The organism is Klebsiella sp. C360 (assembly GCF_048822415.1).
Lineage (GTDB): Bacteria > Pseudomonadota > Gammaproteobacteria > Enterobacterales > Enterobacteriaceae > Klebsiella > Klebsiella quasipneumoniae.
In genome coordinates this window covers 23,524-47,622 of the sequence record NZ_JBMEZZ010000008.1, presented here as the reverse complement: position 1 = coordinate 47,622, position 24,099 = coordinate 23,524, and the positions used below count along the sequence as shown (strand labels likewise).

The window sequence follows — 24,099 nt, the reverse complement described above, 5'->3', positions numbered from 1 at the left end:
TAGAGCAATTGTAGTGGCAGAATATCGCCAGGTATAGAAAAAAGAAAATGCGCCACGGAGGGCGCATCAGGAAGGCAGGGGCTTTTAGTTACCCTCGCTCCGCGCCTGCGCCCCGGGAGGCGGCAGGCGAAAGCCAACATGTTAGTCACACTGAACTTTAATCGCCAGGCCGCCTCGCGAGGTTTCGCGGTACTTGGCGTTCATGTCTTTGCCGGTTTCGTACATGGTCTCGATCACTTTATCGAGCGAGACGCGCGGTTCGCTGGTGCGGCGCATCGCCATCCGCGCGGCGTTGATCGCTTTCACGGAGGCGATGGCGTTACGTTCTATGCACGGCACCTGTACCTGGCCGGCGACCGGGTCGCAGGTCAGGCCGAGGTTGTGTTCCATACCGATCTCCGCCGCCACGCAGACCTGCTCCGGGCTGGCGCCGAGCAGTTCAGCCAGACCCGCCGCCGCCATCGAGCAGGCGACGCCCACTTCGCCCTGACAGCCGACTTCGGCGCCGGAAATGGAGGCATTCATCTTGTACAGCGCGCCGATCGCACCGCAGGCCATAAAGTAGCGGATATAGATCTCCGGGCTGACGGATTCGATAAAGTGATCGTAATAGGCGAGTACCGCCGGAACGATGCCGCAGGCGCCGTTGGTCGGCGCGGTCACCACGCGACCGCCGGCGGCGTTCTCTTCATTGACCGCCAGCGCGAACATGTTGACCCAGTCAACGACGTTCATCGGATCGCTGGAGAGCTTATCGCTGGCCACCAGCAGACGACGCAGCGCCGAGGCGCGACGCGGCACGCGCAGCGGGCCAGGCAGCACGCCTTCGGTGTTCATGCCGCGGTCGATACAGGCGCGCATGGTCTGCCAGACATTAGCGAAATAGTCCTCGATCTCTTTTTTGCTGTGCAGCGCCAGCTCGTTCTGCATCACCATCCCGGAGAGCGACAGGCCGGTCTCTTTGCAGTAGGCCAGCATTTCCTGCGCCGATTTAAACGGGTAGGGCACCTGCAGTTCGTTGGCGTTCTCTTTGCCGAAGTGCTCTTCATCGACGATAAAGCCGCCGCCAATCGAGTAATAGGTCTTGCAGTAGATCTCTTTCTCGCCGGCCCAGGCATGAATGGTCATGCCGTTTTCGTGCAGCGGCAGATTGTCGCTGCGAAAACGCATGCCGTCATCCGCCGGGAAGTCGACTTCGTGCTGACCGTTGGCCAGCAGCAGACGGCCGCGTGTCTCGACGTCACGGATAAATGCCGGTATCGCGTCTATATCGACCGTATCGGGCTGATTGCCCGCCAGTCCCATGATAATGGCGATGTCCGTATGGTGGCCTTTGCCGGTTAATGACAGCGAACCGTAGACGTCAACCGCCACGCGGGTCACTGCATTAAGCAATCCTTTTTCGACCAGGTCATCGACGAACTGTTTACCGGCCTTCATCGGGCCAACAGTGTGGGAAGATGAGGGACCAATCCCCACCTTGAACATGTCGAATAGACTAATCACGATAATACTCCTGACAGGGTTACCGCGGGTGCGGTAACGATGTAATAACTGCGCATAGTGTAAGAGGGAAGCGCCCTGTCAGTTCAACTATTCACATGAATTAAACTAATGGATAACCGCGATTTTACTAATAGTGAGAGCGCCCTCTCATAATCAGTATAGCTAAGGGCGCGCGCCTATCTGCAGCGCCAGCTCGCGAATGATCCCGGCGGTCATCCCCCAGACAAAATAATGCTGGTACCAGGAGAGCCAGACGCGGTGGTCGTTGCCCCGGCGGTGGATATCGAGCGGATGATAGCGCCCGAGGCGCAGGGCCTCGGCGAGCGGCATTTCAAATACCGCGGAGACTTCGTCCTGGCTGGCGTGATAGTGCAGATCCGGCGGAATAATACCCACCACCGGCGTCACCTGGAAGCCGGTGACGCTGTCCACCGGCGGCAGAACGCCAATCACCTCAACCGTCTCCGGCGGGATCGCCACCTCTTCCTGGGCTTCGCGCAGAGCGGCGGCGATAAGGGTCGCATCGGTATTATCGACCGCCCCGCCGGGAAAGGCGACCTGGCCGGCGTGCTTGCGCAGCAGCGGCGAGCGCTGGGTCAGCAGCAGGCCAGGCTGCGGCCGGCGCACGATCGGCACCAGTACCGCCGCCTGCCGCTGATTGAGCGCATGGCGCGAAGGCTGAGGGCGCAGCAGCTGGAAGCGGGACAGAAAATCATCCAGATTGAGGGCGTGGTCCGCCATGGTCTAGTTCTCCAGTTGGTGCAGGATACGATTAACTTTATCAAAAGTTTCCTGATATTCCGCATCTTCCTCGCTGTCCGCGACGATACCGCCTCCGGCGGAGCAATACAGTTGCCCCTGCCAGGCCGTCAGGGTGCGAATGGTGATGCTGGTATCCATATTGCCGCAATAGCTCAGATAGCCGACGCTCCCGCACCAGGCGTTGCGTCGCTGGGGTTCCAGTTCATCAATAATCTCCATCGCCCGTACCTTCGGCGCGCCGGTGATCGACCCTCCGGGGAAGGCGGCGCGCAGCAGATCGCTGGCATGAAGCGTCGCCGGCAGGCGGGCGGTGATGGTGCTGACCAGATGATGGACCGCCGGGAACGGCTCCACGACGAACAGCTCGGGGACCCGCACGCTGCCCGGGACGGCGACGCGGCCGATGTCGTTGCGCATCAGGTCGACAATCATTAAATTCTCAGCGCGGTCTTTCGGCGAGTTCGCCAGCTTCTCCGCCTGCTGCGCATCCGCCAGCGGCGAATCGAGCCGCGGCAGGGTGCCCTTAATCGGGCGCGTCTGGATCTCACCCTGGCGGAGCTGAATAAATCGCTCCGGCGACAGGCTTAAAATCGCCCCTTCCGCAAGGCGGATGAAGGCGCTAAAGGGGGCGCGGTTGGCGGCGTTCAGCTGGCGGAAGGCCTGCCATTCATCCCCGACGTAGCGGGCCTGAAAACGCTGGGCGAGGTTGACCTGATAGCAGTCACCGCTGCGCAGATAGGCCTGCACCTGACGAAATTTCTCGCCGTACTGCTGGCGGCTCATATTTGACTGCCAGGCCGAGGTCAGGGCGAAGGTTTCACCCGGCGCCGGCGTTTGCGCCTCCAGCCACTGCAGACGCTGCTGCGGGTCGTCATAGCTGAGCAGCGAAACCTGCTGGCGCTGATGGTCGACGATCAGCGCCCAGTCATAAATCCCCACCGCCATATCCGGCAGCGCGATATCGGCCTGCGCGGCAGCGGGAAGTCGCTCAAAACGGCGGCCCAGATCGTAACCGAAAAGCCCCAGCGCGCCGCCAAGAAACGGCAGATCCTCATGGGGCTGCGGCGTGAACGGCTGACGATCCAGCTGCTGCTGAAGCAGTTGCAGCGGATCGTCAGCCGAGACACAAACGGTCTCGCCGTCATCGATCCAGGTCTGTTCACCGCGCGTCAGCAACGTGGCGCGCGGGGCCGCCACCAGGATATCAAAACGGTTATGCGGATGGTCGGCAAAGCCGGAATGCAGCAGCATCGCCCAGGGCGTGGCGCTTAACGGCGTAAAATAGTATTCGGCGGCATCCGGGCGCCAGGGCAGGGTAATAATCGCGGGGGACAACATCTTTCTCGATCCTGAACGTTACCGTCCCTCTGGCGTAGGCGGGGACGGCGTGAAATAATTACGCCCCACAATGTAGCAGGAGTACAAGATGTTTGCAGGTTTACCTTCGCTGAGCCACGAGCAACAGCAAAAAGCGGTCGAACGTATCCAGGAACTGATGGCCCAGGGGATGAGCAGCGGCCAGGCGATTGCCCTGGTGGCGGAAGAGCTACGCGCGACGCATACCGGCGAACGGATCGTCGCGCGCTTTGAAGATGAAGACGAAGACGAGTAATTACACCGCGGCGATGATTTTGATTTCAACTTTATATTGCGGGTTCATCAGCGTCGCTTCCACCGTGCAGCGCACCGGGGCGTGACCGGCTACCACCCAGGCGTCCCAGGCTTTATTCATCGCCGCAAAGTCGCTTTTGTCGGCAAGGAAAATAGTGGCGTCAAGAATACGCGACTTGTCGCTGCCCTGTTTTTCCAGCACCGCGTCAATCTGCGCCAGGGTGTTGGCGGTCTGCTCGAAGGCATCGGCATCAAGATTCGCCGGTACGCCGGTGTAGTAAAGGGTCTGATTGTGGATCACTACATCTGACCAGCGGGCTTCGGCATCAATACGCGTAATTGTCATTTCTCATTCCTCTTTGAGCATTCCATTCGGCAGCGGCAAGACTGCCATAATGTTCCGCTCGCGTCACTACCCGGACTGGCGAAACGCCGTCCTCCCTGACATAATCACTGTCCAAATAACCAGGGGGCAATGTGATCGACGATTTTGCAGCAGACGGCCAGCTAGCCAAAGCCATACCGGGATTTAAACCGCGCGAGCCGCAGCGCCAGATGGCGGTGGCGGTCAGCGAAGCGATTGAGGCCTCCCGGCCGCTGGTGGTGGAAGCGGGGACCGGAACCGGTAAAACCTACGCTTACCTGGCGCCGGCGCTGCGGGCGAAAAAAAAGGTGATTATCTCCACCGGGTCGAAAGCGCTGCAGGATCAGCTCTACAGCCGCGATCTGCCCACCGTCGCCAAAGCGCTCAAATTCACCGGCAAACTGGCGCTGCTAAAAGGGCGCTCCAACTACCTGTGCCTCGAACGCCTGGAACAGCAGGCGCTGGCTGGCGGCGATCTGCCGGTGCAAACCCTCAGCGACGTGATCCTCCTGCGCTCCTGGTCGAACCAAACCCAGGATGGCGATATCAGCACCTGCGCCAGCGTGGCGGAAGATTCCCAGGCCTGGCCGCTGGTCACCAGCACCAACGATAACTGCCTCGGCAGCGACTGCCCGCTGTATAAAGATTGCTTCGTGGTGAAGGCGCGTAAAAAAGCGATGGATGCCGACGTGGTGGTGGTCAACCATCATCTGTTTCTTGCCGATATGGTGGTCAAAGAGAGCGGCTTCGCCGAACTGATCCCCGAGGCGGAGGTGATGATCTTCGACGAAGCCCATCAGCTGCCGGATATCGCCAGCCAGTACTTTGGCCAGTCGCTCTCCAGCCGCCAGCTGCTGGATCTGGCGAAAGACATCACCATTGCTTACCGCACCGAACTGAAAGACACCCAGCAGCTGCAAAAATGCGCCGACCGCCTCGCGCAAAGCGCCCAGGATTTTCGCCTGCAGCTGGGGGACCCGGGCTACCGCGGCAACCTGCGCGAGCTGCTGGCGGACAGCCACATTCAGCGGGCGCTGCTGCTGCTCGATGATGCTCTTGAACTGTGTTACGACGTCGCCAAACTTTCGCTGGGGCGCTCGGCGCTGCTCGACGCCGCCTTTGAGCGCGCCACGCTTTATCGCGGGCGTCTGAAGCGGCTGAAAGAGATCAATCAGCCGGGCTACAGCTACTGGTATGAGTGCACCTCGCGCCACTTTACCCTTGCGCTGACGCCGTTGACCGTGGCCGAGAAGTTTAAAGAGGTGATGGCGCAGAAGTCGGGAAGCTGGATCTTTACCTCGGCGACACTGTCGGTAAATGACGATCTCCACCACTTCACCGCCCGGCTGGGGATCGACGAGGCGCAGACTCTGCTGCTGCCTAGCCCCTTTGACTATCAGCATCAGGCGCTGCTCTGCGTACCGCGTAATCTACCGCTGCCGAACCAGCCCGGCGCGGCGCGCCATCTGGCGGCCATGCTTAAACCGCTGATCGAGGCTAACGACGGTCGCTGCTTTATGCTGTGTACTTCGCACGCCATGATGCGCGATCTGGCGGAGCAGTTCCGCGCCACCATGACCCTGCCGGTGCTGCTGCAGGGGGAGACCAGTAAAGGCCAGCTGCTGCAGCAGTTCGTCAGCGCCGGCAACGCCCTGCTGGTGGCCACCAGCAGCTTCTGGGAAGGGGTCGATGTGCGCGGAGACGCGCTGTCGCTGGTGATCATCGATAAGCTGCCGTTTACCTCGCCGGACGACCCGCTGCTGAAAGCGCGGATGGAAGATTGCCGGCTACGCGGCGGCGATCCGTTCGATGAAGTGCAGCTCCCGGACGCGGTGATCACCCTCAAGCAGGGGGTGGGCCGGCTGATCCGCGATATCGACGACCGTGGGGTGCTGGTTATCTGTGACAACCGGCTGGTGATGCGCCCTTACGGCGCGGTGTTCCTGGCCAGCCTGCCGCCCGCGCCGCGGACCCGCGATATCCGCCGGGCGGTGCGCTTCCTCGCCGTGCCGCCGGCAAGGTAATCCGCCCTAAAATGTGTTAAGCTGCGCGCCATTTTGTTAATTAGCGGTTTCCACTAGACTTCGGGCGGTGTGGCGACGGATTGACCGTCTGCCGGTAAACAGGCTGCCTGAAGGCCTGAACTATGTAACGAGAGCGTGACCACCCATGCGAATTTTGGCTATCGATACCGCCACAGAGGCCTGCTCCGCGGCGCTGTGGAATGATGGCACCCTTAGTGCTCATTTCGAAATTTGTCCCCGCGAACACACCCAACGTATCCTGCCGCTGGTGCAGGAGGTTCTCACCGAGAGCGGCACCACCCTGACCGAGCTGGACGCGCTGGCCTTTGGCCGCGGCCCGGGCAGCTTTACCGGCGTGCGTATTGGCATCGGTATCGCCCAGGGGCTGGCGCTCGGCGCGGAGCTGCCGATGATCGGCGTTTCCACGCTGGCCACCATGGCGCAGGGCGCCTGGCGCAAAACCGGCGCCACCCGCGTGCTGGCGGCGATTGACGCCAGGATGGGTGAAGTCTACTGGGCTGAGTACCAGCGCGACGAGCAGGGCGTCTGGCACGGCGAAGAGACGGAAGCGGTGCTCAAACCGGACGCGGTGGCCGAACGGCTGGCGCAGCTTTCCGGCGAATGGGCCACCGTCGGCACCGGCTGGCAGGCGTGGCCGGATCTGGCGAAAGAGAGCGGACTGACCATAAGCAGCGGCGAAATCGAACTGCCGGCGGCAGAGGATATGCTGCCGTTAGCCTGTTATCTGCTGGCGGCAGGGAAAACCGTGGCCGTGGAGAAAGCGGAGCCGGTTTATTTGCGTAACGAGGTGGCGTGGAAGAAACTTCCGGGCCGCGAGTGAATCTCAGTAACAAGAAGACTGAGAAAAGGAGTCGCATCATGGCGGGTCAAAAACAGGGCGTTCGCTGGCTGCTGGCCGCGGCGGTTGCCGTTGCGCTGAGCGGCTGCGTATCGGTGCCGGATGCCATCAAAGGCACCAGCCCCACGCCGCAGCAGGATTTGGTGCGGGTGATGAACGCCCCGCAGCTGTACGTTGGTCAGGAAGCGCGCTTTGGCGGCAAGGTGGTCAACGTGCAGAACCAGCAGGGTAAAACCCGCTTAGAAATCGCTACCGTGCCGCTGGACAGCGGTGCGCGGCCGGAACTGGGCGAACCCTCGCGCGGGCGAATCTTTGCCGATGTTAACGGCTTCCTCGATCCGGTGGACTTCCGGGGCCAGCTGGTGACCGTGGTCGGGCCGATTGCCGGGGTGGTCGATGGCAAAGTGGGTAGCACGCCCTACAAATTTATGCTGATGAACGCCACCGGCTACAAACGCTGGAACGTGGTGCAGCAGGTGGTGATGCCCCCGCAGCCCATCGACCCGTGGATGCTGGGTCCCCGCCCCTGGGGGTACGGCTATGGCGGATGGGGATGGTACAACCCCGGCCCTGCTGAGGTAAGAAACGTTGTAACTGAATGATTTTGTTGTTTTTGTTAGTTCAAAGAAACAGCGGCCAGTCCGCTGTTTCTTTGTTTTCAGTCGAATAAGAAAAAAAATAGTGACGCGCTTCGCAACCTGCTCATTGCCTAATTAATAAACTGGTACGCTGAGTTAATATAATGTTAACAAAATGTATTTCCCAGGGGCTGTGATGACGACGAATAACTATTTCAGAGGTGATGCAGTGAAAAAGGTTTGGCTAAACCGTTATCCCGCAGATGTTCCGGCGGAGATAAATCCTGACCGCTATCAATCCCTGGTTGAACTGTTTGAACATGCCACCACCCGCTACGCCGACCAACCGGCGTTTATCAATATGGGTGAAGTGATGACCTACCGTAAGCTGGAAGAGCGCAGTCGCGCCTTCGCCGCTTACCTTCAGGAGGGCTTAGGGTTACAGAAGGGCGATCGGGTGGCCCTGATGATGCCTAACCTGCTGCAGTATCCGGTGGCCCTGTTTGGCATCCTGCGCGCCGGGATGATCGTGGTCAACGTCAACCCCTTATATACCCCGCGTGAACTGGAGCATCAGCTCAACGACAGCGGCGCGGCGGCGATCGTCATCGTCTCCAACTTTGCCCATACCCTGGAAAAAGTGGTGGCGAAGACCCAGGTGAAACACGTGATCCTGACGCGCATGGGCGATCAGCTCTCCACTGCCAAAGGCACGCTGGTGAACTTTGTGGTCAAGTACATCAAGCGCCTGGTGCCGAAGTACCATCTGCCGGATGCCATCTCGTTTCGCAGCGCGCTGCAGCACGGCTATCGCATGCAGTACGTGAAGCCGGAGATCGTAGCGGAAGATCTGGCGTTTCTGCAGTACACCGGGGGCACTACCGGGGTGGCTAAAGGGGCGATGCTGACCCATCGCAACATGCTGGCCAACCTCGAGCAGGTCAATGCCACCTACGGCCCGCTGCTGCATCGCGGCAAAGAGTTCGTGGTGACCGCGCTGCCGCTGTATCACATTTTCGCCCTCACCATGAACTGCCTTCTGTTTATCGAGCTGGGCGGGCAGAATCTGCTGATCACCAACCCGCGCGACATACCCGGACTGGTGAAGGAGCTGGCGAAATATCCCTTTACCGCCATGACCGGGGTCAATACCCTGTTCAACGCCTTGCTGAACAACAAAGAGTTCCAGCAGCTTGATTTCTCCTCGCTGCACCTCTCCGCCGGCGGCGGCATGCCGGTGCAGCAGGCGGTGGCTGAGCGCTGGGTGAAACTGACCGGGCAATATCTGCTTGAGGGCTACGGACTGACCGAGTGTTCGCCTCTGGTCAGCGTCAACCCCCACGATATCGACTACCACAGCGGCAGCATTGGTCTGCCGGTGCCTTCCACCGAAGCCAAACTGGTGGATGATGACGATAACGAAGTGGCGCCGGGCCAGCCTGGCGAACTCTGTATCAAGGGGCCGCAGGTGATGCTGGGCTACTGGCAGCGACCTGACGCGACGGATGAGATCATCAAGAACGGCTGGTTGCACACCGGGGATATCGCGGTGATGGATGAAGAGGGGTTCCTGCGCATCGTCGATCGGAAAAAAGATATGATCCTGGTGTCGGGTTTTAACGTCTATCCGAATGAAATCGAAGATGTGGTCATGCAGCACAGCGGCGTGCTGGAGGTGGCGGCCATCGGCGTGCCGTCCGGCAGCAGCGGCGAAGCGGTGAAGATCTTCGTGGTGAAGAAAGATGCCGCATTAACCGAAGAAGCGCTGATTACCTTCTGCCGACGCCATTTGACCGGCTATAAGGTGCCGAAACTGGTGGAATTCCGTGACGAACTGCCGAAATCCAACGTCGGGAAAATTTTGCGGCGAGAACTGCGTGACGAAGCGCGCGCTAAAGTGGACAATAAAGGCTGAGTAGCGAATGAGTCGCCAGACGCCGGCTACGCCGGCGTTTTTTATGGGCGCAAGTTAAGAGAGTATGCTTTGAACTATCAGATGATCACCACCGACGATGGCCTGCGCGCTGTCTGCGAAGCGGCAAGCGCGGCCTCCGCCGTCGCTCTGGATACGGAATTTGTCCGTACCCGCACCTATTACCCGCAGCTGGGCCTGCTGCAGCTGTTCGACGGCCACCAGGTCTCTCTGATCGATCCCTTGACGATTAACGACTGGGCGCCGATGCGCGACCTGCTGCTCAATCCGGATGTAACCAAATATCTGCATGCCGGCAGCGAAGATTTAGAAGTCTTCCTCAATGCGTTCAACCTGATGCCGCAGCCGCTGATCGACACCCAGATCCTGGCGGCTTTCTGCGGTCGGCCGATGTCCTGGGGCTTTGCCTCGATGGTGGAAGAGTATTCCGGGGTCGCGCTGGACAAAAGCGAATCCCGTACCGACTGGCTGGCGCGGCCGCTGACCGAGCGTCAGTGTGAATACGCTGCGGCCGACGTCTGGTACCTGCTGCCGATCGCCAGCCAATTAATGGCGGAGACCGATCGCGCGGGCTGGCTATCGGCGGCACTGGACGAATGCCGCCTGATGCAGCAGCGCCGTCAGGAGGTGGTCGACCCGGCCGAGGCCTGGCGCGATATCGGCAACGCCTGGCAGCTGCGTACCCGCCAGCTGGGCTGCCTGCAGCTGCTGGCGGAGTGGCGTCTGCGCAAAGCGCGTGAGCGCGACCTGGCGGTGAACTTTGTGGTGCGGGAAGAGCATCTGTGGAGCGTGGCGCGCTATATGCCCACCAGCCTCGGCGAGCTCGACAGCCTCGGGTTGTCCGGTAGCGAAATTCGCTTCCATGGCAAAACGCTGATCGGCCTGGTCGAGAAAGCCCAGGCGCTGCCGGAGTCGTCGCTGCCGGCGCCGCTGCAGAATCTGATCGACATGCCGGGCTACCGCAAAGCCTTTAAAGAGATTAAAGCGCTGGTGCAGGAAGTGAGCGCGGAGAAGGGCGTAAGCGCGGAGCTGCTGGCGTCGCGTCGACAGATCAACCAGCTGCTGAACTGGCACTGGCAGCTGAAAACGCAGGCCGCTGAGCCTGAGCTGATTTCCGGTTGGCGTGGTGAGCTGATGGGCGAACGGCTGAAGAGGCTGTTAAACGACTATCCGCGCTAGCGGGCGGTCTGGTTCAGGCTATAAAAAAACCGGCGGCGCGTGGCGTAGCCGGTTTTTTTCGGGATGGAACAGCAGGTCAGGGTTTCGACTCTTCCGTTTCGGGTAGGGTCACGTTCAGCTCAAGAATGGAAATATCACCGTCCCGTTGCTCCAGCTGCACGCTGACCATCTCCGGGTCGATCTGCACGTATTTACAGATCACTTCCAGGATATCTTTGCGCAACTGCGGCAGGTAATGCGGCTCCGCGTCCCCGCGGCGGCGCTCGGCGACGATGATTTGCAGGCGTTCTTTCGCAATATTAGCCGTGTTCTTTTTTCGCGAGAGAAAAAAGTCGAGTAAAGCCATAATTTATCCTCCGAACAGGCGTTTGAGGAATCCTTTCTTCTCTTCTTCAATGAAGCGGAAAGGGCGTTCTTCTCCGAGCAGACGTTCAACGGTATCGGCATAGGCTTTGCCTGCGTCCGACGCGACATCGAGGATCACGGGCTCACCCTGGTTGGATGCGCGCAGGACTGACTGGTCTTCCGGGATCACGCCCACCAGGTTGATGCGCAGAATCTCCAGTACGTCTTCCATGCTCAGCATATCGCCTTTATTGACGCGGCCTGGATTGTAGCGGGTCAGCAGCAGGTGCTCTTTGATCGGCTCTTCGCCATTTTCCGCGCGGCGGGATTTGGAAGCGAGAATGCCGAGGATACGGTCGGAGTCGCGAACGGAGGAGACTTCCGGATTGGTGGTGATAATGGCTTCATCAGCAAAATAGAGCGCCATCAGCGCACCGGTTTCAATGCCTGCCGGGGAATCACAGACGATGAAATCGAACTCCATCTTCTTCAGTTCTTCGAGAACTTTGTCGACGCCTTCGCGGGTCAGGGCGTCTTTATCCCGGGTCTGGGAAGCCGGGAGAATGTAGAGGTTTTCCGTGCGCTTATCTTTGATCAGCGCCTGGTTCAATGTGGCATCGCCCTGGATGACGTTGACGAAATCATAAACGACGCGACGTTCGCAGCCCATAATCAGGTCGAGGTTACGCAGGCCGATGTCGAAGTCGATAACGACGGTTTTCTTTCCCTTCTGGGCCAAACCTGTAGCGATGGCCGCGCTGGAGGTGGTCTTGCCAACGCCCCCTTTACCCGAAGTCACAACAATAATGCGTGCCATAGAAATTCCTTGTTAAAAAGGGATTAATTTAACGGTTGAATTGTCAAAGCGCTTTCGCCTAAACGCAGGCGTGCCGCTTTGCCATAAAATTCGGCCGGGATGTTATCGCTCAGCCAATATTCCCCGGCGATGGAGACCAGCTCCGCCGCAAGGTGGGTACAAAATATCTGGGCGTCTCTGTCGCCACCGGCGCCTGCCAATGCGCGTCCTCGCATCATGCCATATACATGGATATTGCCGTCAGCGATAAGTTCCGCGCCGGCACTCACATGATTTGTAACAATAAGATCACAGTGTGGCGCATAAATGCGCTGACCGGAACGTACCGGCTGGTCAATCAAACGCGTTTTTGTGATCTGGTTAGCAACTGGCGGCGGCGGGGCAGGTTCGGACGGTGCCGGACGAGGGGCTTTTTCTTTCCCTTCGGTTAATAACGGGATACCGGCGCGGTCGATTTCGGTTTTCAGGCGCGGGATTTTGCATCCGCTGACGCCCATAATACGTAAACCGGTCGCGGCGATAGCCTCGTTGACGGCGCGCCATTCGACGCTCTCCTCGACGCTGGCGATATTCACCACCACCGGAGCATGGCGTAAAAAGGCGGGAGCCTGGGCGATTTTGTCTTCTAACGCCTGACGAATAACCTCGGGATTTGCATCGTGCAAATGAACGACAGATAACGTGAAGCTACTGCCTTTAAGTTCGATTGGCGTATTTGACATCCTGGCCTTACTCAATTTGCTGTTTATCGACCGCCGAAGTGCGGTGATATTCCGAAGACTAAAAGGCATGTTATAGTCACTCATATATTGAGGCAAGTGACCACGGGTCTAATTCCGAGTAAAACTATGTTTTGTGTGATCTATCGAAGTACTAAACGTGAACAAACCTATTTATACGTCGAAAAAAAGGACGATTTCTCACGCGTTCCTGACGAGCTGATGCGCGGCTTCGGCACGCCGCAAATGGCGATGCTGCTGCCGCTGGATGGGCGCAAAAAACTGGTTAACGCCGACCTCGAAAAAGTGAAACAGGCGTTAAGCGAACAGGGCTATTACCTGCAACTTCCTCCGCCGTCTGAAAATCTACTAAAGAAACACCTGGCGGAACAGGGGAAACAATCCGATTAACCCACGAGGGAAAATAATGTACCAACATCATAACTGGCAGGGAGCGCTCCTGGATTATCCGGTGAGCAAAGTGGTTTGCGTCGGCAGTAATTATGCAAAGCACATCAAGGAAATGGGCAGTGCGACGCCGGAAGAGCCGGTGCTGTTTATTAAACCTGAGAGCGCGCTGTGCGATCTCCGTCAGCCGTTGGTGCTTCCTGAGGGGCTGGGCTCGGTGCATCACGAAGTCGAGCTGGCGGTGCTGATCGGCGGTACGCTGCGTCAGGCGACGGAAGAGCATGTGCAGAAAGGGATTGCCGGCTATGGCGTCGCATTGGATCTCACCCTGCGCGACCTGCAGGCGAAGATGAAAAAGGCCGGACAGCCGTGGGAAAAGGCCAAAGGCTTCGATAACGCCTGTCCGATCTCCGGCTTTATTCCGGCCGCCGAGTTCCACGGCGACCCGCAGAATACGCCGTTAAGCCTGAAGATTAACGGCGAGGTGCGCCAGCAGGGCACCACCGCCGACATGATCCATAAGATCGTGCCGCTGATCGCCTATATGTCGCGCTTCTTTACTCTCAAAGCCGGGGACGTGATCCTCACCGGCACCCCGGAAGGGGTAGGGCCGCTGCACAGCGGCGACGAGCTGGTGGTCGGCTTCAACGGCCTGTCGCTCACCACCCGGGTACTGTAAGCGTGGTTTGCCGCCTTTTGGGGCGGCAAAACTTGCATCGTCGTGCCAGACTGGTTATAAGGTGCACCCTTAACTGGCAACGACGGACACTTCGATGAGCGAACAACCTTTCTGGCAACAAAAAACCCTGGATGACATGACCGACGCGGAGTGGGAATCGCTGTGTGACGGTTGCGGCCAGTGCTGCCTGCATAAGCTGATGGATGAAGATACCGATGAGATCTACTTCACCAACGTCGCCTGCCGTCAGCTCAATATCAAAACCTGCCAGTGCCGTAACTACGAGCGTCGCTTCGAATATGAGCCGGACTGCATCAAGCTCACGCGCGAAAATCTGCCGACTTTCGAATGGCTGCCGCCGACCTGCGCCTATCGCCTGCTGGCGGAAGGCAAGCCTCTGCCGGCCTGGCACCCGCTGCTGACCGGCTCAAAAGCGGCGATGCACGGCGAACGCATCTCCGTCCGTCATATTGCGGTGCCCGAGTCCACCGTTGTCGACTGGCAGGACCACATCCTCAATCTGCCTGACAGGGCGCGGTAAGCGCCGTCACGCTTTTTTCGCGTGGAACAGCCCGTTTTCACCGTCGGTTTCATCCGCCACCCAGAAGTGAATATTGAAGCGGGCATCGTCGCTGAGTTCGACGCGGTGCCAGTACTGCGGCGGACTGGTGGCAAACTGCCCGGCATGAATGACGACTTTTTTCTCCGGCTCCGTCGCCTGTTCATTGGCAAAACCGTAATAGGTCACCGTACCTTCCATGACGCACAGCTGACCGAAGACGCCGGCTGCGGTGTTGTGGTGGCTCAGCAGGGCGGCGGGGACGTTCTCTTTGGTAAAGAACGGGGTGGAGCGTTTAACTTTCCAGTCTGCGGGGATCAGTAAAGATGACATGTGAGCTCCTGTGGGGCTATATAAGATGTATTTAATATGCATCTTTTGATGGCCGTGGTCAACCACAGACAGGAAACGATTCAGCGATGAACAGCAGGCACAAAAAAACGCCCCGGAGGGCGTTTCATGATGCGCGGGACTCACAGCGGCTTAGCGGCCAAACAGATCGCGCTTTTTCGCTTTAAAAGGCTGAGCAACGATCACCAGGATAGCCACCACCAGATAGGCCGCGAAAATGCCCACCAGCCATTGCGGCATCTCCAGCGACAGGAACTGCCACTGGCGTACCGAACAGTCGCCGGACGCGACAAACACCTGCGGCAACCATTTATCCAGCGGCAGCCAGCTCGGGAAGCGGGCGGCGAAATCACAGGTCTGGAACGGCGATGGGTGCAACTGGATCATCGTATGTTCCCACGCCAGCTGCAGCCCACGTACCGCACTGTACAGCCAAATCAGCATGGCGACATAGCGCAGCGGCGTTTTGGGGGCGATGGCGCCCACCAGCCCCGCGCCCATGATGCCAAACAGGGCGCAGCGTTCATAAATGCACATCACACACGGCTGCAGCAGCATCACGTGCTGGAACCACAGCGCGACGAGTTCGAGAATGAACGCGGTCAATGCCATCAGGAGCCAGGCGCCGCGTCCCCGCGAGCACTGGTTTAAATATTGCAACATAATCATTTCCCTGGAAGATGCTAAATCATGGCAGTGTAAACGAAAACCGAACCGACGCCAGCGGCCCGGCGGAAAATATTACGTAACTGGTTATTGAATCGCCCGGGCGAACCCGGGCGATGGGTGGATCAGGGCAGGGTGGGGGTAACCAGCCAGCCGTGAGCCAGCAACCATTCGGTGACCGGCATCAGGGTGAACTCGACGCACAGCAGGCCGACCAGCGTCAGCACGAGGGTGTAGGGCAGAGCCATCCACACCATGCGGCCATAGGAGAGCCGGATAAGCGGCGCCAGCGCGGAAGTCAGCAGGAAGAGGAATGCCGCCTGGCCGTTCGGGGTGGCCACTGACGGCAGGTTGGTGCCGGTATTGATCGCCACCGCCAGCATCTCAAACTGCTTCAGGCTGATGGCGCCATGCTCGAGGGCGGTTTTCGCTTCGTTGATGTAGACCGTACCGACAAAAACGTTATCCGAGATGGACGACAGCAGGCCGTTAAACAGATAAAACAGCGACAGCTGCGCGTGCGGCGAGGCCTGCAGAACAAACTCGATGACCGGCGTGAACAGCTGCTGGTCGATGATCACCGCCACGACGGCAAAGAATACCGTCAGCAGCGCGGTGAAGGGCAACGCCTCGGTGAACGCCTTGCCAATCGCATGTTCATCGGTCACGCCGGTAAAGGTGGTAGCGAGAATGATCACCGACAGGCCAATGAGGCCGACTTCGGCAAGGTGCAATGCGAGGGCTGCGATCAGCCAGACGCCAATCAGCGCCTGGGCAATCAGCCGCAGCCGTTCCTGACGACTGCGCTGCGCGCGGCTGCGATCGTCAAAGTCCTGCAGCACCTTTCGGACCGTCGGCGGCAGCGGTTCGCCGTAGCCAAACAGGCGATACTTTTCCACCAGCAGACAGGTCAGCAGCCCGCAGACCAGCACCGGCAGTGTGATGGGCGACATGCGAATGAAGAATTCGCCAAAATGCCAGCCCGCCGCTTTGGCGATAATCAAGTTTTGCGGCTCGCCGACCATGGTCATGACGCCGCCGAGCGCGGTACCGACGCCGGCGTGCATCATCAGGCTGCGCAGAAAACCGCGGAACTGCTCCAGCACCTCGCGGTAGTGCTGATCGATATGGCTGTCGTCCTGCACATCGCTATCGTCGGGGCGCGCCGAGGCGACGCGGTGATAGATGCCGTAAAACCCGACGGCGACGCTAATCACCACCGCCACCACGGTGAGCGCATCGAGAAAGGCGGAGAGGAAGGCGGCGGCCAGGCAGAAGGCCAGCGACAGCAGCATTTTGCTGCGGATGCCGAGCAGCAGGCGCGTAAAGACGAAGAGCAGCAGCTGCTTCATAAAGTAGATGCCCGCCACCATGAACATCAGCAGGAGCAGCACTTCCAGGTTGCTGGCGATCTCTTCCCGCACATGACCCGGGCTGGTCATGCCGATCAGCACCGCTTCAAATGCCAGCAGCCCCCCCGGCAGCAGTGGATAGCACTTCAGCGCCATGGCGAGGGTAAAGATAAACTCAACCACCAGCAGCCAGCCGGCGACAAACGGCGCTAAGGCGAACACCAGCGGATTGATGATTAAGAAAATAATTAATGCCAGCTTGTACCAGTCAGGCGACTGGCCAAGAAAATTGCGCCACAGCGCGCGGCCATAAGAAATTTCCACGACAGAATCCTTCCCCGTCAATTAGTACATGATTTTGTGCGTAACGATTGGCAAGAGTATCAGCTGAGCAAAATGAGAAGCAACTTTCTTCGCAGCGCGGCGGCGGTTACGGGCGAGAAGGAAAAGCGTAAAGTAAAAACGGAAAATGAAACGGCGATCCCTTTTTAATTCACTTGCGATGCTATCTGCGCTATAGCGGCTCTGGTATGATGAGTGCAATTGCAACAATGTGTAATGGAAATATTATTATGGTCATTAAGGCGCAGAGCCCTGCGGGTTTCGCGGAAGAGTATATCATTGAGAGCATCTGGAATAACCGCTTCCCACCTGGATCGATTCTCCCCGCTGAACGCGAGCTTTCTGAGCTGATCGGTGTCACCCGCACCACTCTGCGCGAAGTGTTGCAGCGTCTGGCGCGTGACGGCTGGTTGACCATTCAGCACGGCAAACCCACCAAAGTGAACAACTTCTGGGAGACCTCCGGGCTGAATATCCTTGAAACGCTGGCGCGTCTCGATCACGACAGCGTACCGCAGCTGATTGATAACCTGCTCTCCGTGCGCACCAATATTTCCACGATTTTTATTCGCACCGCGTTCCGTCAGCATCCGGATAAAGCGCTGGCGGTGCTGGACAGCGCCCGGGAAGTGGAAGATCACGCCGATGCCTTCGCCGACCTCGATTACAACATTTTCCGCGGTCTGGCGTTCGCCTCCGGCAATCCGATCTATGGTCTGATCCTCAACGGCATGAAGGGGCTGTATACCCGCATTGGCCGCCACTATTTCTCCAGCCCGGAAGCGCGCAGCCTGGCGCTGGGCTTTTATCATCAGCTGGCGAAGGTGTGCGAAGGGGGCCTGCACGATCAGGTGTATGAGCTGGTGCGTCGCTACGGCCATGACAGCGGCGAGATCTGGCACCGGATGCAGAAATCGCTGCCCGGCGATTTAGCCATGAATGTGCGTTAAGCTGGCTATTCGCCATCGATAAACACAATAAGGGGGCCGATGGCCCCCTTCGTCGTTTTATATGTCCCGCAAAGCTATAGCGCGTTCGGCCGCGCCGGGCAGCGGTCCAGTAGTTCAATGCTGCCGTCGGCGTTCTGCTGCTCCAGCAGCACATCGAACCCCCACAGACGATGCACATGTTTCAGCACTTCGCGCCGCCCTTTGTCCAGCGGGACGCGGTTGTGCGGCACATAGCGCAACGTCAGCGAGCGGTCGCCGCGCAGGTCAACGTTCCACACCTGGATATTCGGCTCAAGATTGCTGAGGTTATATTGCGCTGAGAGCTTGTTGCGGATCTCGCGATAGCCCTCTTCGTTGTGGATCGCCGAGATCTCGAGATAATTGTTGTGGTCGTCGTCGAGCACGGTGAAGAAGCGGAAATCGCGCATGATCTTCGGCGACAGGAACTGACTGATAAAGCTCTCATCCTTGAAGTCGCGCATGGCGAAATGCAGCGTTTCCAGCCAGTCGGAACCGGCGATATCCGGGAACCAATACTTGTCCTCTTCGGTGGGCGACTGGCAGATGCGCTTGATGTCCTGGAACATGGCGAAGCCCAGCGCGTAGGGGTTAATCCCACTGTACCACGGACTGTTGTATGGCGGCTGGAACACCACGTTCGTGTGGCTGTGGAGAAACTCCAGCATAAAGCGCTCGGTCACTTTCCCTTCGTCATAGAGATGATTGAGGATGGTGTAGTGCCAGAAGGTGGCCCACCCCTCGTTCATCACCTGGGTCTGTTTCTGCGGGTAGAAATACTGGCTGACTTTGCGCACGATGCGCAGGATCTCGCGCTGCCACGATTCCAGCAGCGGGGCGTTCTTCTCCATAAAGTACAGCAGGTTCTCCTGCGGTTCGGAAGGGTAGCGGCGGGCGGACTCAATCGCCTTCTCCTCTTCGCGCTTCGGCAGGGTGCGCCACAGCATATTCACCTGGCTCTGCAGATACTCTTCCCGGCTTTTCTGCCGCGCCTTCTCCTCCTGCAGAGAGATTTTTTGCGGACGTTTATAGCGGTCGACGCCGTAGTTCATCAGCGCATGGCAGGAGTCGAGCAGTTTCTCCACTTCGTCGACGCCATAGCGTTCTTCGCACTCGGTAATGTATTTGCGGGCGAAGATTAGGTAGTCGATGATTGAGCTGGCGTCGGTCCAGCTGCGAAACAGGTAATTGTTTTTAAAGAACGAGTTATGCCCGTAGCAGGCGTGCGCCATCACCAGCGCCTGCATGGTGATGGTGTTTTCTTCCATCAGGTAGGCGATACAGGGGTTGGAGTTGATGACAATCTCATACGCCAGGCCCTGCTGGCCGTGCTTATAGGCCTGCTCGGTCTCAATGAATTTTTTGCCGAACGACCAGTGCGGATAGTTGATGGGCATGCCGACGCTGGAGTAGGCGTCCATCATCTGCTCGGAAGTAATGACTTCGATCTGGTGCGGGTAGGTGTCAAGACGATAGAGCTTAGCGACCCGGTCCACTTCGGCCAGGTAGGTCTCCAGTAACTCAAACGTCCAGTCGGGTCCATCGCTTAAACGGGTGGTGTCCCTGTTCATGGAGTCAATCGTAGCCATTAGCGCGCCCTCGTTGTTGTTGGTTTTCTCTGAACGGAAAACCTCTAAACAAGCATAGAACACCGCACAGCAAACTGTGTTGTCAGCCAATCGCTTTTCTTCGCGATTTCCCCATCTCAAAGCCGTTTTTTGCGCTTATTTACAGAATATAATGCTGGGTAAAAATAAAGCGCAGCATGAGATCGTAAATCTCGCAGCGCAGGACTGGTGCGGTTTGCTGTGAGTTAAGTCACCATAAATAAAGCGTATGTTGAATAATATTTTCATCTGAGTTATCAATTTGTAATTAGATGATTGTTCTTTAACTGTTACGGAGTCGCTATGCGTGTCGTCATACTGGGAAGTGGGGTGGTTGGGGTAGCCAGCGCGTGGTATTTGAGTCAGGCGGGTCATGAGGTGACGGTTATCGACCGTCAGCCCGGTCCGGCAGAGGAGACCAGCGCGGCCAACGCCGGGCAGATTTCTCCCGGCTATGCGGCGCCCTGGGCGGCGCCGGGGGTGCCGCTGAAGGCGATAAAATGGATGTTCCAGCGCCATGCGCCGCTGGCGATCGGCCTTGACGGCACGTCGTTCCAGCTGAAGTGGATGTGGCAGATGCTGCGCAACTGCGACACCCGCCACTATATGGAGAACAAAGGCCGGATGGTGCGCCTGGCGGAGTACAGCCGCGACTGCCTGAAGGCGCTGCGCGACACCACCGGCATTCAGTATGAAGGGCGTCAGGGCGGGACGCTGCAGCTGTTCCGTACCGCCAAACAGTATGAAAACGCCACCCGCGACATCGCGGTGCTGGAGGACGCCGGCGTGCCGTATCAGCTGCTGGAGGCGAAGCGGCTGGCGGAAGTGGAGCCCGCGCTGGCGGAGGTCAGCCACAAACTGACCGGCGGCCTGCGTCTGCCAAACGATGAAACCGGCGACTGCCAGCTGTTTACCACCCGTCTGGCGGCGATGGCGGAACAGGCCGGGGTCACCTTCCGCTTCCACACCCCGGTGGACGCCCTGCTGCAGGAGGGCGATCGCATTGCCGGGGTGAAATGCGGTGATGAGATTATCAAAGGCGACGCCTATGTGATGGCCTTCGGCTCCTACTCGACGGCGATGCTCAAGGGACTGGTGGATATTCCGGTCTACCCGCTGAAAGGCTATTCGTTAACCATCCCGATTGCCCAGGAAGACGGCGCGCCGGTTTCCACTATCCTTGATGAGACGTATAAAATCGCCATCACCCGTTTCGATCAGCGCATTCGCGTCGGCGGTATGGCCGAGATCGTCGGTTTTAACAAAGCGCTGCTGCAGCCGCGTCGGGAAACTCTGGAAATGGTGGTGCGCGACCTGTTCCCGCGCGGCGGCCACGTTGAGCAGGCCACCTTCTGGACCGGCCTGCGGCCGATGACGCCGGACGGCACGCCGGTGGTCGGGCGCACGGCGTTTAAAAACCTGTGGCTCAACACCGGTCACGGTACCCTCGGCTGGACCATGGCCTGCGGCTCAGGGCAGCTTATCAGCGATTTGATCTCCGGCCGCACGCCGGCGATCCCTTACGACGATCTGGCGGTCGCCCGCTACAGCCCCGGGTTCACCCCGGCGCGTCCGCAGCATCTGCATGGCGCACACAACTAAGGAGCTTGCATGACCCGTCCGGTAGTGGCCAGCATCGACCTGCTGGCCTTGCGGCAGAATTTACAGATAGTGCGTCGCGCGGCCCCCGGGTCGCGCCTGTGGGCGGTGGTCAAAGCTAATGCTTATGGCCATGGCGTGGCGCGGGTATGGAGTGCGTTGAGCGCGGCGGATGGTTTCGCCTTGCTCAACCTGGAAGAGGCGATCCTGCTGCGCGAGCAGGGCTGGAAAGGTCCGATCCTGCTGCTGGAGGGCTTCTTCCATGCCGATGAGCTGGCGGTGCTGGATCAATATCGCTTAACCACCAGCGTTCACAGCAACTGGCAGATTAAGGCGCTGCAGCAGGCGAAGCTGCGCGCGCCGCTGGATATCTATCTCAAGGTGAACAGCGGCATGAACCGGCTGGGCTTTATGCCGGAGCGGGTGCATACCGTCTGGCAGCAGCTGCGGGCGATAAGCAATGTCGGCGAGATGACGCTGATGTCGCACTTCGCGGAGGCGGAGAACCCGCAGGGGATTGTCGAGCCGATGCGCCGTATTGAACAAGCGGCGGAGGGACTGGATTGCCCGCGCTCGCTGGCTAACTCGGCGGCGACCCTCTGGCATCCGGAAGCGCATTTTGACTGGGTTCGACCGGGCATCGTGCTGTATGGCGCGTCGCCCTCCGGGCAGTGGCAGGATATCGCGAACACCGGCCTGAAGCCGGTGATGGCCCTGCGCAGCGAAATCATCGCCGTGCAGAACCTGCGCCCCGGCGAGGCGATCGGCTATGGCGGCCTGTATCGCACCACCCAGGAGCAGCGGATCGGCATCGTCGCCTGCGGCTATGCCGACGGCTATCCGCGGGTGGCGCCGAGCGGCACGCCGGTGCTGGTGGACGGCGTGCGGACCACCACCGTCGGGCGCGTGTCGATGGATATGCTGGCGGTCGATTTAACCCCCTGTCCGCAGGCCGGGATTGGCGCGCCGGTCGAACTGTGGGGCAAAGAGATTAAAATCGACGACGTGGCGGCCAGCTGCGGCACCGTCGGCTATGAGCTGATGTGCGCCCTGGCGCCGCGGGTGCCGGTTGTGACCCTGTAACGTATTCCGGGGCGGATCACTCCGCCTCGTCTTCCGCGACCCGGACCCCTACCTTCAGCACGTGATCGTTCTCTTTTTCCGCTACTGTCCACACCATCCCGGCGAACTCCACCTGGTCGCCCACCACCGGCGCGGCGCCCAGCAGCTGCTGAACCACTTCCCCCAGCGACTGCTGATGTTCGCGGAACTCCTCTCCGCCGTCGATGCCGTAGATTTGCGCCACATCGGCGAAGCGGGCCTCGGCATCAAGGATAAAGTCGCCGAAAAAGCGCTGATCGAGCGCCACCGGCGGCGACTGGCTGAACATTTTGCCCAGCGCAGGCAGGTCGTGTTCCCGGCCAATGACGCACAGGATATCGCCTTCCCGCAGGCGGGTGCTGCCGGTGGGGTGCAGCAGGGCATTGTTGCGAAACAGCGCGGCAATCCGCGTCTCCGGCGGCATATGCAGGTCGCGCAGCGCCGCGCCGATGCACCATTTATCGGCCCCCAGCTGGTAGACGAACTGCTCCCACGGGTTTTCCGGGTGAATATCCAGCCCGACGCGGGAGATGGGCCAGCTGATGGGCGGCACCACCACTTTGGCTTTTTTCGCCGCCCACGATAGCGAGGTGCCCTGCAGCAGCAGCGACACCAGCACCACGAAGAAGGCGACATTGAAGAACAGGCGGGCGTTGTCCAGGCCGGCCATCATCGGGAACACCGCGAGAATAATCGGCACCGCGCCGCGCAGGCCAACCCAGCTGATAAACACCCGTTCACGGAGGTTAAACCCGCGGAACGGCAGCAGACCGGCAAACACCGACAGCGGACGGGCAATGAAAATCATCCACATCGACAGCAGCAGCGCCGGGATAGCGATCGGCAGCAGGTCGGAGGGCGTCACCAGCAGGCCCAGCACCAGGAACATGGCGATTTGCGCCAGCCACGCCAGACCGTCGAAGTTCTGCAGGATACCGTGCCGGTTGCGGATCGGCCGGTTGCCCAGCAAAAAGCCGCAGAGATAGACGGCGAGGATACCGCTGCCGTCGAGGGTGGTGGTGACGGCGAAAATCATGATCCCGCCGCTCAGCGCCAGCAGCGGATAGAGCCCGGCGGGCAGCACGATGCGGTTGATCATCTGCAGCAGCAGGTAGCCGCCGCCGAGGCCGATGACGATCCCGAGGCCAAACTGTTGAATGATATGCACGGCGAACATCCAGCTGAGGCCGGTCTGGTGCTGCTGGATCATTTCGATCAGGGTGATGGTCAGGAAAACCGCCATCGGGTCGTTACTGCCTGACTCAATTTCCAGCGTCGAGCCGACGCGCTCGTTGAGCCCCTTGCCGCCGAGCAGCGAGAAGACCGCTGCGGCGTCGGTGGAGCCGACAATGGCGCCGATCAGCAGGCCTTCGATCATATCCAGTTTGAACAGCCAGGCCGCCATCATCCCGGTGAGCGCCGAAGTGATCAGCACCCCGACCGTCGCCAGCGACAGCGCCGGCCACAGCGCGACGCGAAAGGAGCTGGCCTGGGTGCGCATCCCGCCGTCCAGCAGGATCACCGCCAGCGCCAGGTTACTCACCATGTAGGCGAAGGGGTAGTTGTCGAAGGGGATGCCGCCGATGCCGTCAATGCCTGCCAGCATCCCGATAGCCAGAAAGATGACCAGAATCGGGATGCCAAGGCGAGAAGAAAAGGAGCTCAATAAGATACTGCAGGTTACTAAAACAGAACCCAGAATAAACAGACTAATGACCGCAGCGGCGTCCAATGTTCACGTACTCCCTGACTGGCGTGAAAAAATGGCTA

25 protein-coding genes are annotated in these 24,099 nt (G+C 59.3%); 13 read left to right on the top strand and 12 right to left on the bottom strand.

Annotated elements, in window-relative coordinates; genetic code table 11:
• Positions 1-141 precede the first annotated feature (141 nt).
• The 3 genes from sdaA to pabB all read right to left on the bottom strand — a co-directional run bounded on the left by sdaA (position 142) and on the right by pabB (position 3,606).
• A complete protein-coding gene (gene sdaA, locus ACOI7D_RS19775) occupies positions 142-1,506 on the bottom strand; it encodes an L-serine ammonia-lyase (protein WP_004203344.1) in 1,365 nt (454 codons plus the stop codon).
• 162 nt (positions 1,507-1,668) lie between these two features.
• A complete protein-coding gene (locus tag ACOI7D_RS19770; RefSeq protein ID WP_023290215.1) occupies positions 1,669-2,247 on the bottom strand; it encodes a CoA pyrophosphatase in 579 nt (192 codons plus the stop codon).
• Between the two features lie 3 nt (positions 2,248-2,250).
• Complete coding sequence (pabB, locus tag ACOI7D_RS19765) at positions 2,251-3,606, bottom strand: aminodeoxychorismate synthase component 1 (RefSeq protein WP_060591660.1); 1,356 nt, start codon at positions 3,604-3,606, stop codon at positions 2,251-2,253.
• Between the two features lie 88 nt (positions 3,607-3,694).
• Here pabB and ACOI7D_RS19760 point away from each other — a divergent pair, with 88 nt between their 5' ends.
• Entirely contained in the window at positions 3,695-3,880 is a 186-nt protein-coding gene (locus ACOI7D_RS19760; protein WP_004203339.1) for a YoaH family protein, read from the top strand.
• Here ACOI7D_RS19760 and ACOI7D_RS19755 read toward each other — a convergent pair whose 3' ends face one another.
• Positions 3,881-4,225, bottom strand: coding sequence for a RidA family protein (locus ACOI7D_RS19755; protein ID WP_002910910.1), 345 nt, complete (start codon positions 4,223-4,225; stop codon positions 3,881-3,883). It lies immediately after the preceding gene.
• A 131-nt stretch (positions 4,226-4,356) separates the two neighbouring features.
• Here ACOI7D_RS19755 and ACOI7D_RS19750 point away from each other — a divergent pair, with 131 nt between their 5' ends.
• The 5 genes from ACOI7D_RS19750 (at position 4,357) to rnd (ending at position 10,816) form a co-directional block, all read left to right on the top strand.
• The gene (locus ACOI7D_RS19750; protein WP_004175456.1) at positions 4,357-6,267 is read left to right on the top strand and encodes an ATP-dependent DNA helicase; all 1,911 of its coding nucleotides are present in this window, start codon (positions 4,357-4,359) and stop codon (positions 6,265-6,267) included.
• Positions 6,268-6,412: 145 nt separating this feature from the next.
• On the top strand, positions 6,413-7,108 hold the full coding sequence (gene tsaB / locus ACOI7D_RS19745) for a tRNA (adenosine(37)-N6)-threonylcarbamoyltransferase complex dimerization subunit type 1 TsaB (protein WP_060591658.1): 696 nt from the start codon (positions 6,413-6,415) through the stop codon (positions 7,106-7,108).
• A 38-nt stretch (positions 7,109-7,146) separates the two neighbouring features.
• Entirely contained in the window at positions 7,147-7,728 is a 582-nt protein-coding gene (locus ACOI7D_RS19740) for a Slp family lipoprotein (protein ID WP_032453356.1), read from the top strand.
• Positions 7,729-7,933: 205 nt separating this feature from the next.
• Complete coding sequence (gene fadD / locus ACOI7D_RS19735) at positions 7,934-9,619, top strand: long-chain-fatty-acid--CoA ligase FadD (RefSeq protein WP_085551111.1); 1,686 nt, start codon at positions 7,934-7,936, stop codon at positions 9,617-9,619.
• 81 nt (positions 9,620-9,700) lie between these two features.
• Positions 9,701-10,816 (top strand): ribonuclease D, encoded by a 1,116-nt coding sequence (rnd, locus tag ACOI7D_RS19730; protein ID WP_023290210.1) that lies wholly within the window; start codon positions 9,701-9,703, stop codon positions 10,814-10,816.
• A 76-nt stretch (positions 10,817-10,892) separates the two neighbouring features.
• Here rnd and minE read toward each other — a convergent pair whose 3' ends face one another.
• Genes minE through minC form a run of 3 tightly spaced genes read right to left on the bottom strand, consistent with a single transcriptional unit; the run spans position 10,893 to position 12,700 of the window.
• On the bottom strand, positions 10,893-11,162 hold the full coding sequence (minE, locus tag ACOI7D_RS19725) for a cell division topological specificity factor MinE (protein WP_004103270.1): 270 nt from the start codon (positions 11,160-11,162) through the stop codon (positions 10,893-10,895).
• A 3-nt stretch (positions 11,163-11,165) separates the two neighbouring features.
• A complete protein-coding gene (minD, locus tag ACOI7D_RS19720) occupies positions 11,166-11,978 on the bottom strand; it encodes a septum site-determining protein MinD (RefSeq protein WP_060591656.1) in 813 nt (270 codons plus the stop codon).
• A gap of 23 nt (positions 11,979-12,001) precedes the next feature.
• Positions 12,002-12,700: a septum site-determining protein MinC gene (gene minC / locus ACOI7D_RS19715; RefSeq protein ID WP_023290209.1), complete on the bottom strand. Its 699-nt coding sequence runs from the start codon at positions 12,698-12,700 to the stop codon at positions 12,002-12,004.
• 126 nt (positions 12,701-12,826) lie between these two features.
• Here minC and ACOI7D_RS19710 point away from each other — a divergent pair, with 126 nt between their 5' ends.
• The 3 genes from ACOI7D_RS19710 to ACOI7D_RS19700 all read left to right on the top strand — a co-directional run bounded on the left by ACOI7D_RS19710 (position 12,827) and on the right by ACOI7D_RS19700 (position 14,325).
• A complete protein-coding gene (locus tag ACOI7D_RS19710; protein WP_004203320.1) occupies positions 12,827-13,108 on the top strand; it encodes a YcgL domain-containing protein in 282 nt (93 codons plus the stop codon).
• A gap of 16 nt (positions 13,109-13,124) precedes the next feature.
• Positions 13,125-13,784, top strand: coding sequence for a fumarylacetoacetate hydrolase family protein (locus ACOI7D_RS19705; RefSeq protein ID WP_023290208.1), 660 nt, complete (start codon positions 13,125-13,127; stop codon positions 13,782-13,784).
• Between the two features lie 94 nt (positions 13,785-13,878).
• Positions 13,879-14,325 (top strand): YcgN family cysteine cluster protein, encoded by a 447-nt coding sequence (locus tag ACOI7D_RS19700; RefSeq protein WP_017900197.1) that lies wholly within the window; start codon positions 13,879-13,881, stop codon positions 14,323-14,325.
• Between the two features lie 6 nt (positions 14,326-14,331).
• Here ACOI7D_RS19700 and ACOI7D_RS19695 read toward each other — a convergent pair whose 3' ends face one another.
• The 3 genes from ACOI7D_RS19695 to nhaB all read right to left on the bottom strand — a co-directional run bounded on the left by ACOI7D_RS19695 (position 14,332) and on the right by nhaB (position 17,036).
• The gene (locus tag ACOI7D_RS19695; protein WP_032453353.1) at positions 14,332-14,676 is read right to left on the bottom strand and encodes a DUF1971 domain-containing protein; all 345 of its coding nucleotides are present in this window, start codon (positions 14,674-14,676) and stop codon (positions 14,332-14,334) included.
• A gap of 150 nt (positions 14,677-14,826) precedes the next feature.
• Positions 14,827-15,357, bottom strand: coding sequence for a disulfide bond formation protein DsbB (dsbB, locus tag ACOI7D_RS19690; protein ID WP_004203315.1), 531 nt, complete (start codon positions 15,355-15,357; stop codon positions 14,827-14,829).
• Between the two features lie 128 nt (positions 15,358-15,485).
• Positions 15,486-17,036 (bottom strand): sodium/proton antiporter NhaB, encoded by a 1,551-nt coding sequence (gene nhaB / locus ACOI7D_RS19685; protein WP_032453352.1) that lies wholly within the window; start codon positions 17,034-17,036, stop codon positions 15,486-15,488.
• A gap of 248 nt (positions 17,037-17,284) precedes the next feature.
• Between nhaB and fadR the strand changes: the two genes are divergently transcribed.
• Complete coding sequence (gene fadR, locus ACOI7D_RS19680; RefSeq protein ID WP_004203311.1) at positions 17,285-18,004, top strand: fatty acid metabolism transcriptional regulator FadR; 720 nt, start codon at positions 17,285-17,287, stop codon at positions 18,002-18,004.
• Between the two features lie 74 nt (positions 18,005-18,078).
• Here fadR and ACOI7D_RS19675 read toward each other — a convergent pair whose 3' ends face one another.
• The gene (locus ACOI7D_RS19675) at positions 18,079-19,611 is read right to left on the bottom strand and encodes a SpoVR family protein (protein ID WP_004203310.1); all 1,533 of its coding nucleotides are present in this window, start codon (positions 19,609-19,611) and stop codon (positions 18,079-18,081) included.
• 76 nt (positions 19,612-19,687) lie between these two features.
• Here ACOI7D_RS19675 and ACOI7D_RS19670 point away from each other — a divergent pair, with 76 nt between their 5' ends.
• From ACOI7D_RS19670 to dadX, 3 genes are all read left to right on the top strand, one after another.
• A complete protein-coding gene (locus ACOI7D_RS19670; RefSeq protein WP_060591653.1) occupies positions 19,688-19,834 on the top strand; it encodes a hypothetical protein in 147 nt (48 codons plus the stop codon).
• Between the two features lie 98 nt (positions 19,835-19,932).
• A complete protein-coding gene (locus ACOI7D_RS19665; protein WP_060591651.1) occupies positions 19,933-21,231 on the top strand; it encodes a D-amino acid dehydrogenase in 1,299 nt (432 codons plus the stop codon).
• Positions 21,232-21,240: 9 nt separating this feature from the next.
• Entirely contained in the window at positions 21,241-22,311 is a 1,071-nt protein-coding gene (gene dadX / locus ACOI7D_RS19660; RefSeq protein WP_023290204.1) for a catabolic alanine racemase DadX, read from the top strand.
• 16 nt (positions 22,312-22,327) lie between these two features.
• Here dadX and ACOI7D_RS19655 read toward each other — a convergent pair whose 3' ends face one another.
• Positions 22,328-24,061, bottom strand: coding sequence for a potassium/proton antiporter (locus ACOI7D_RS19655; protein WP_064157415.1), 1,734 nt, complete (start codon positions 24,059-24,061; stop codon positions 22,328-22,330).
• Between the last annotated feature and the right edge of the window lie 38 nt (positions 24,062-24,099).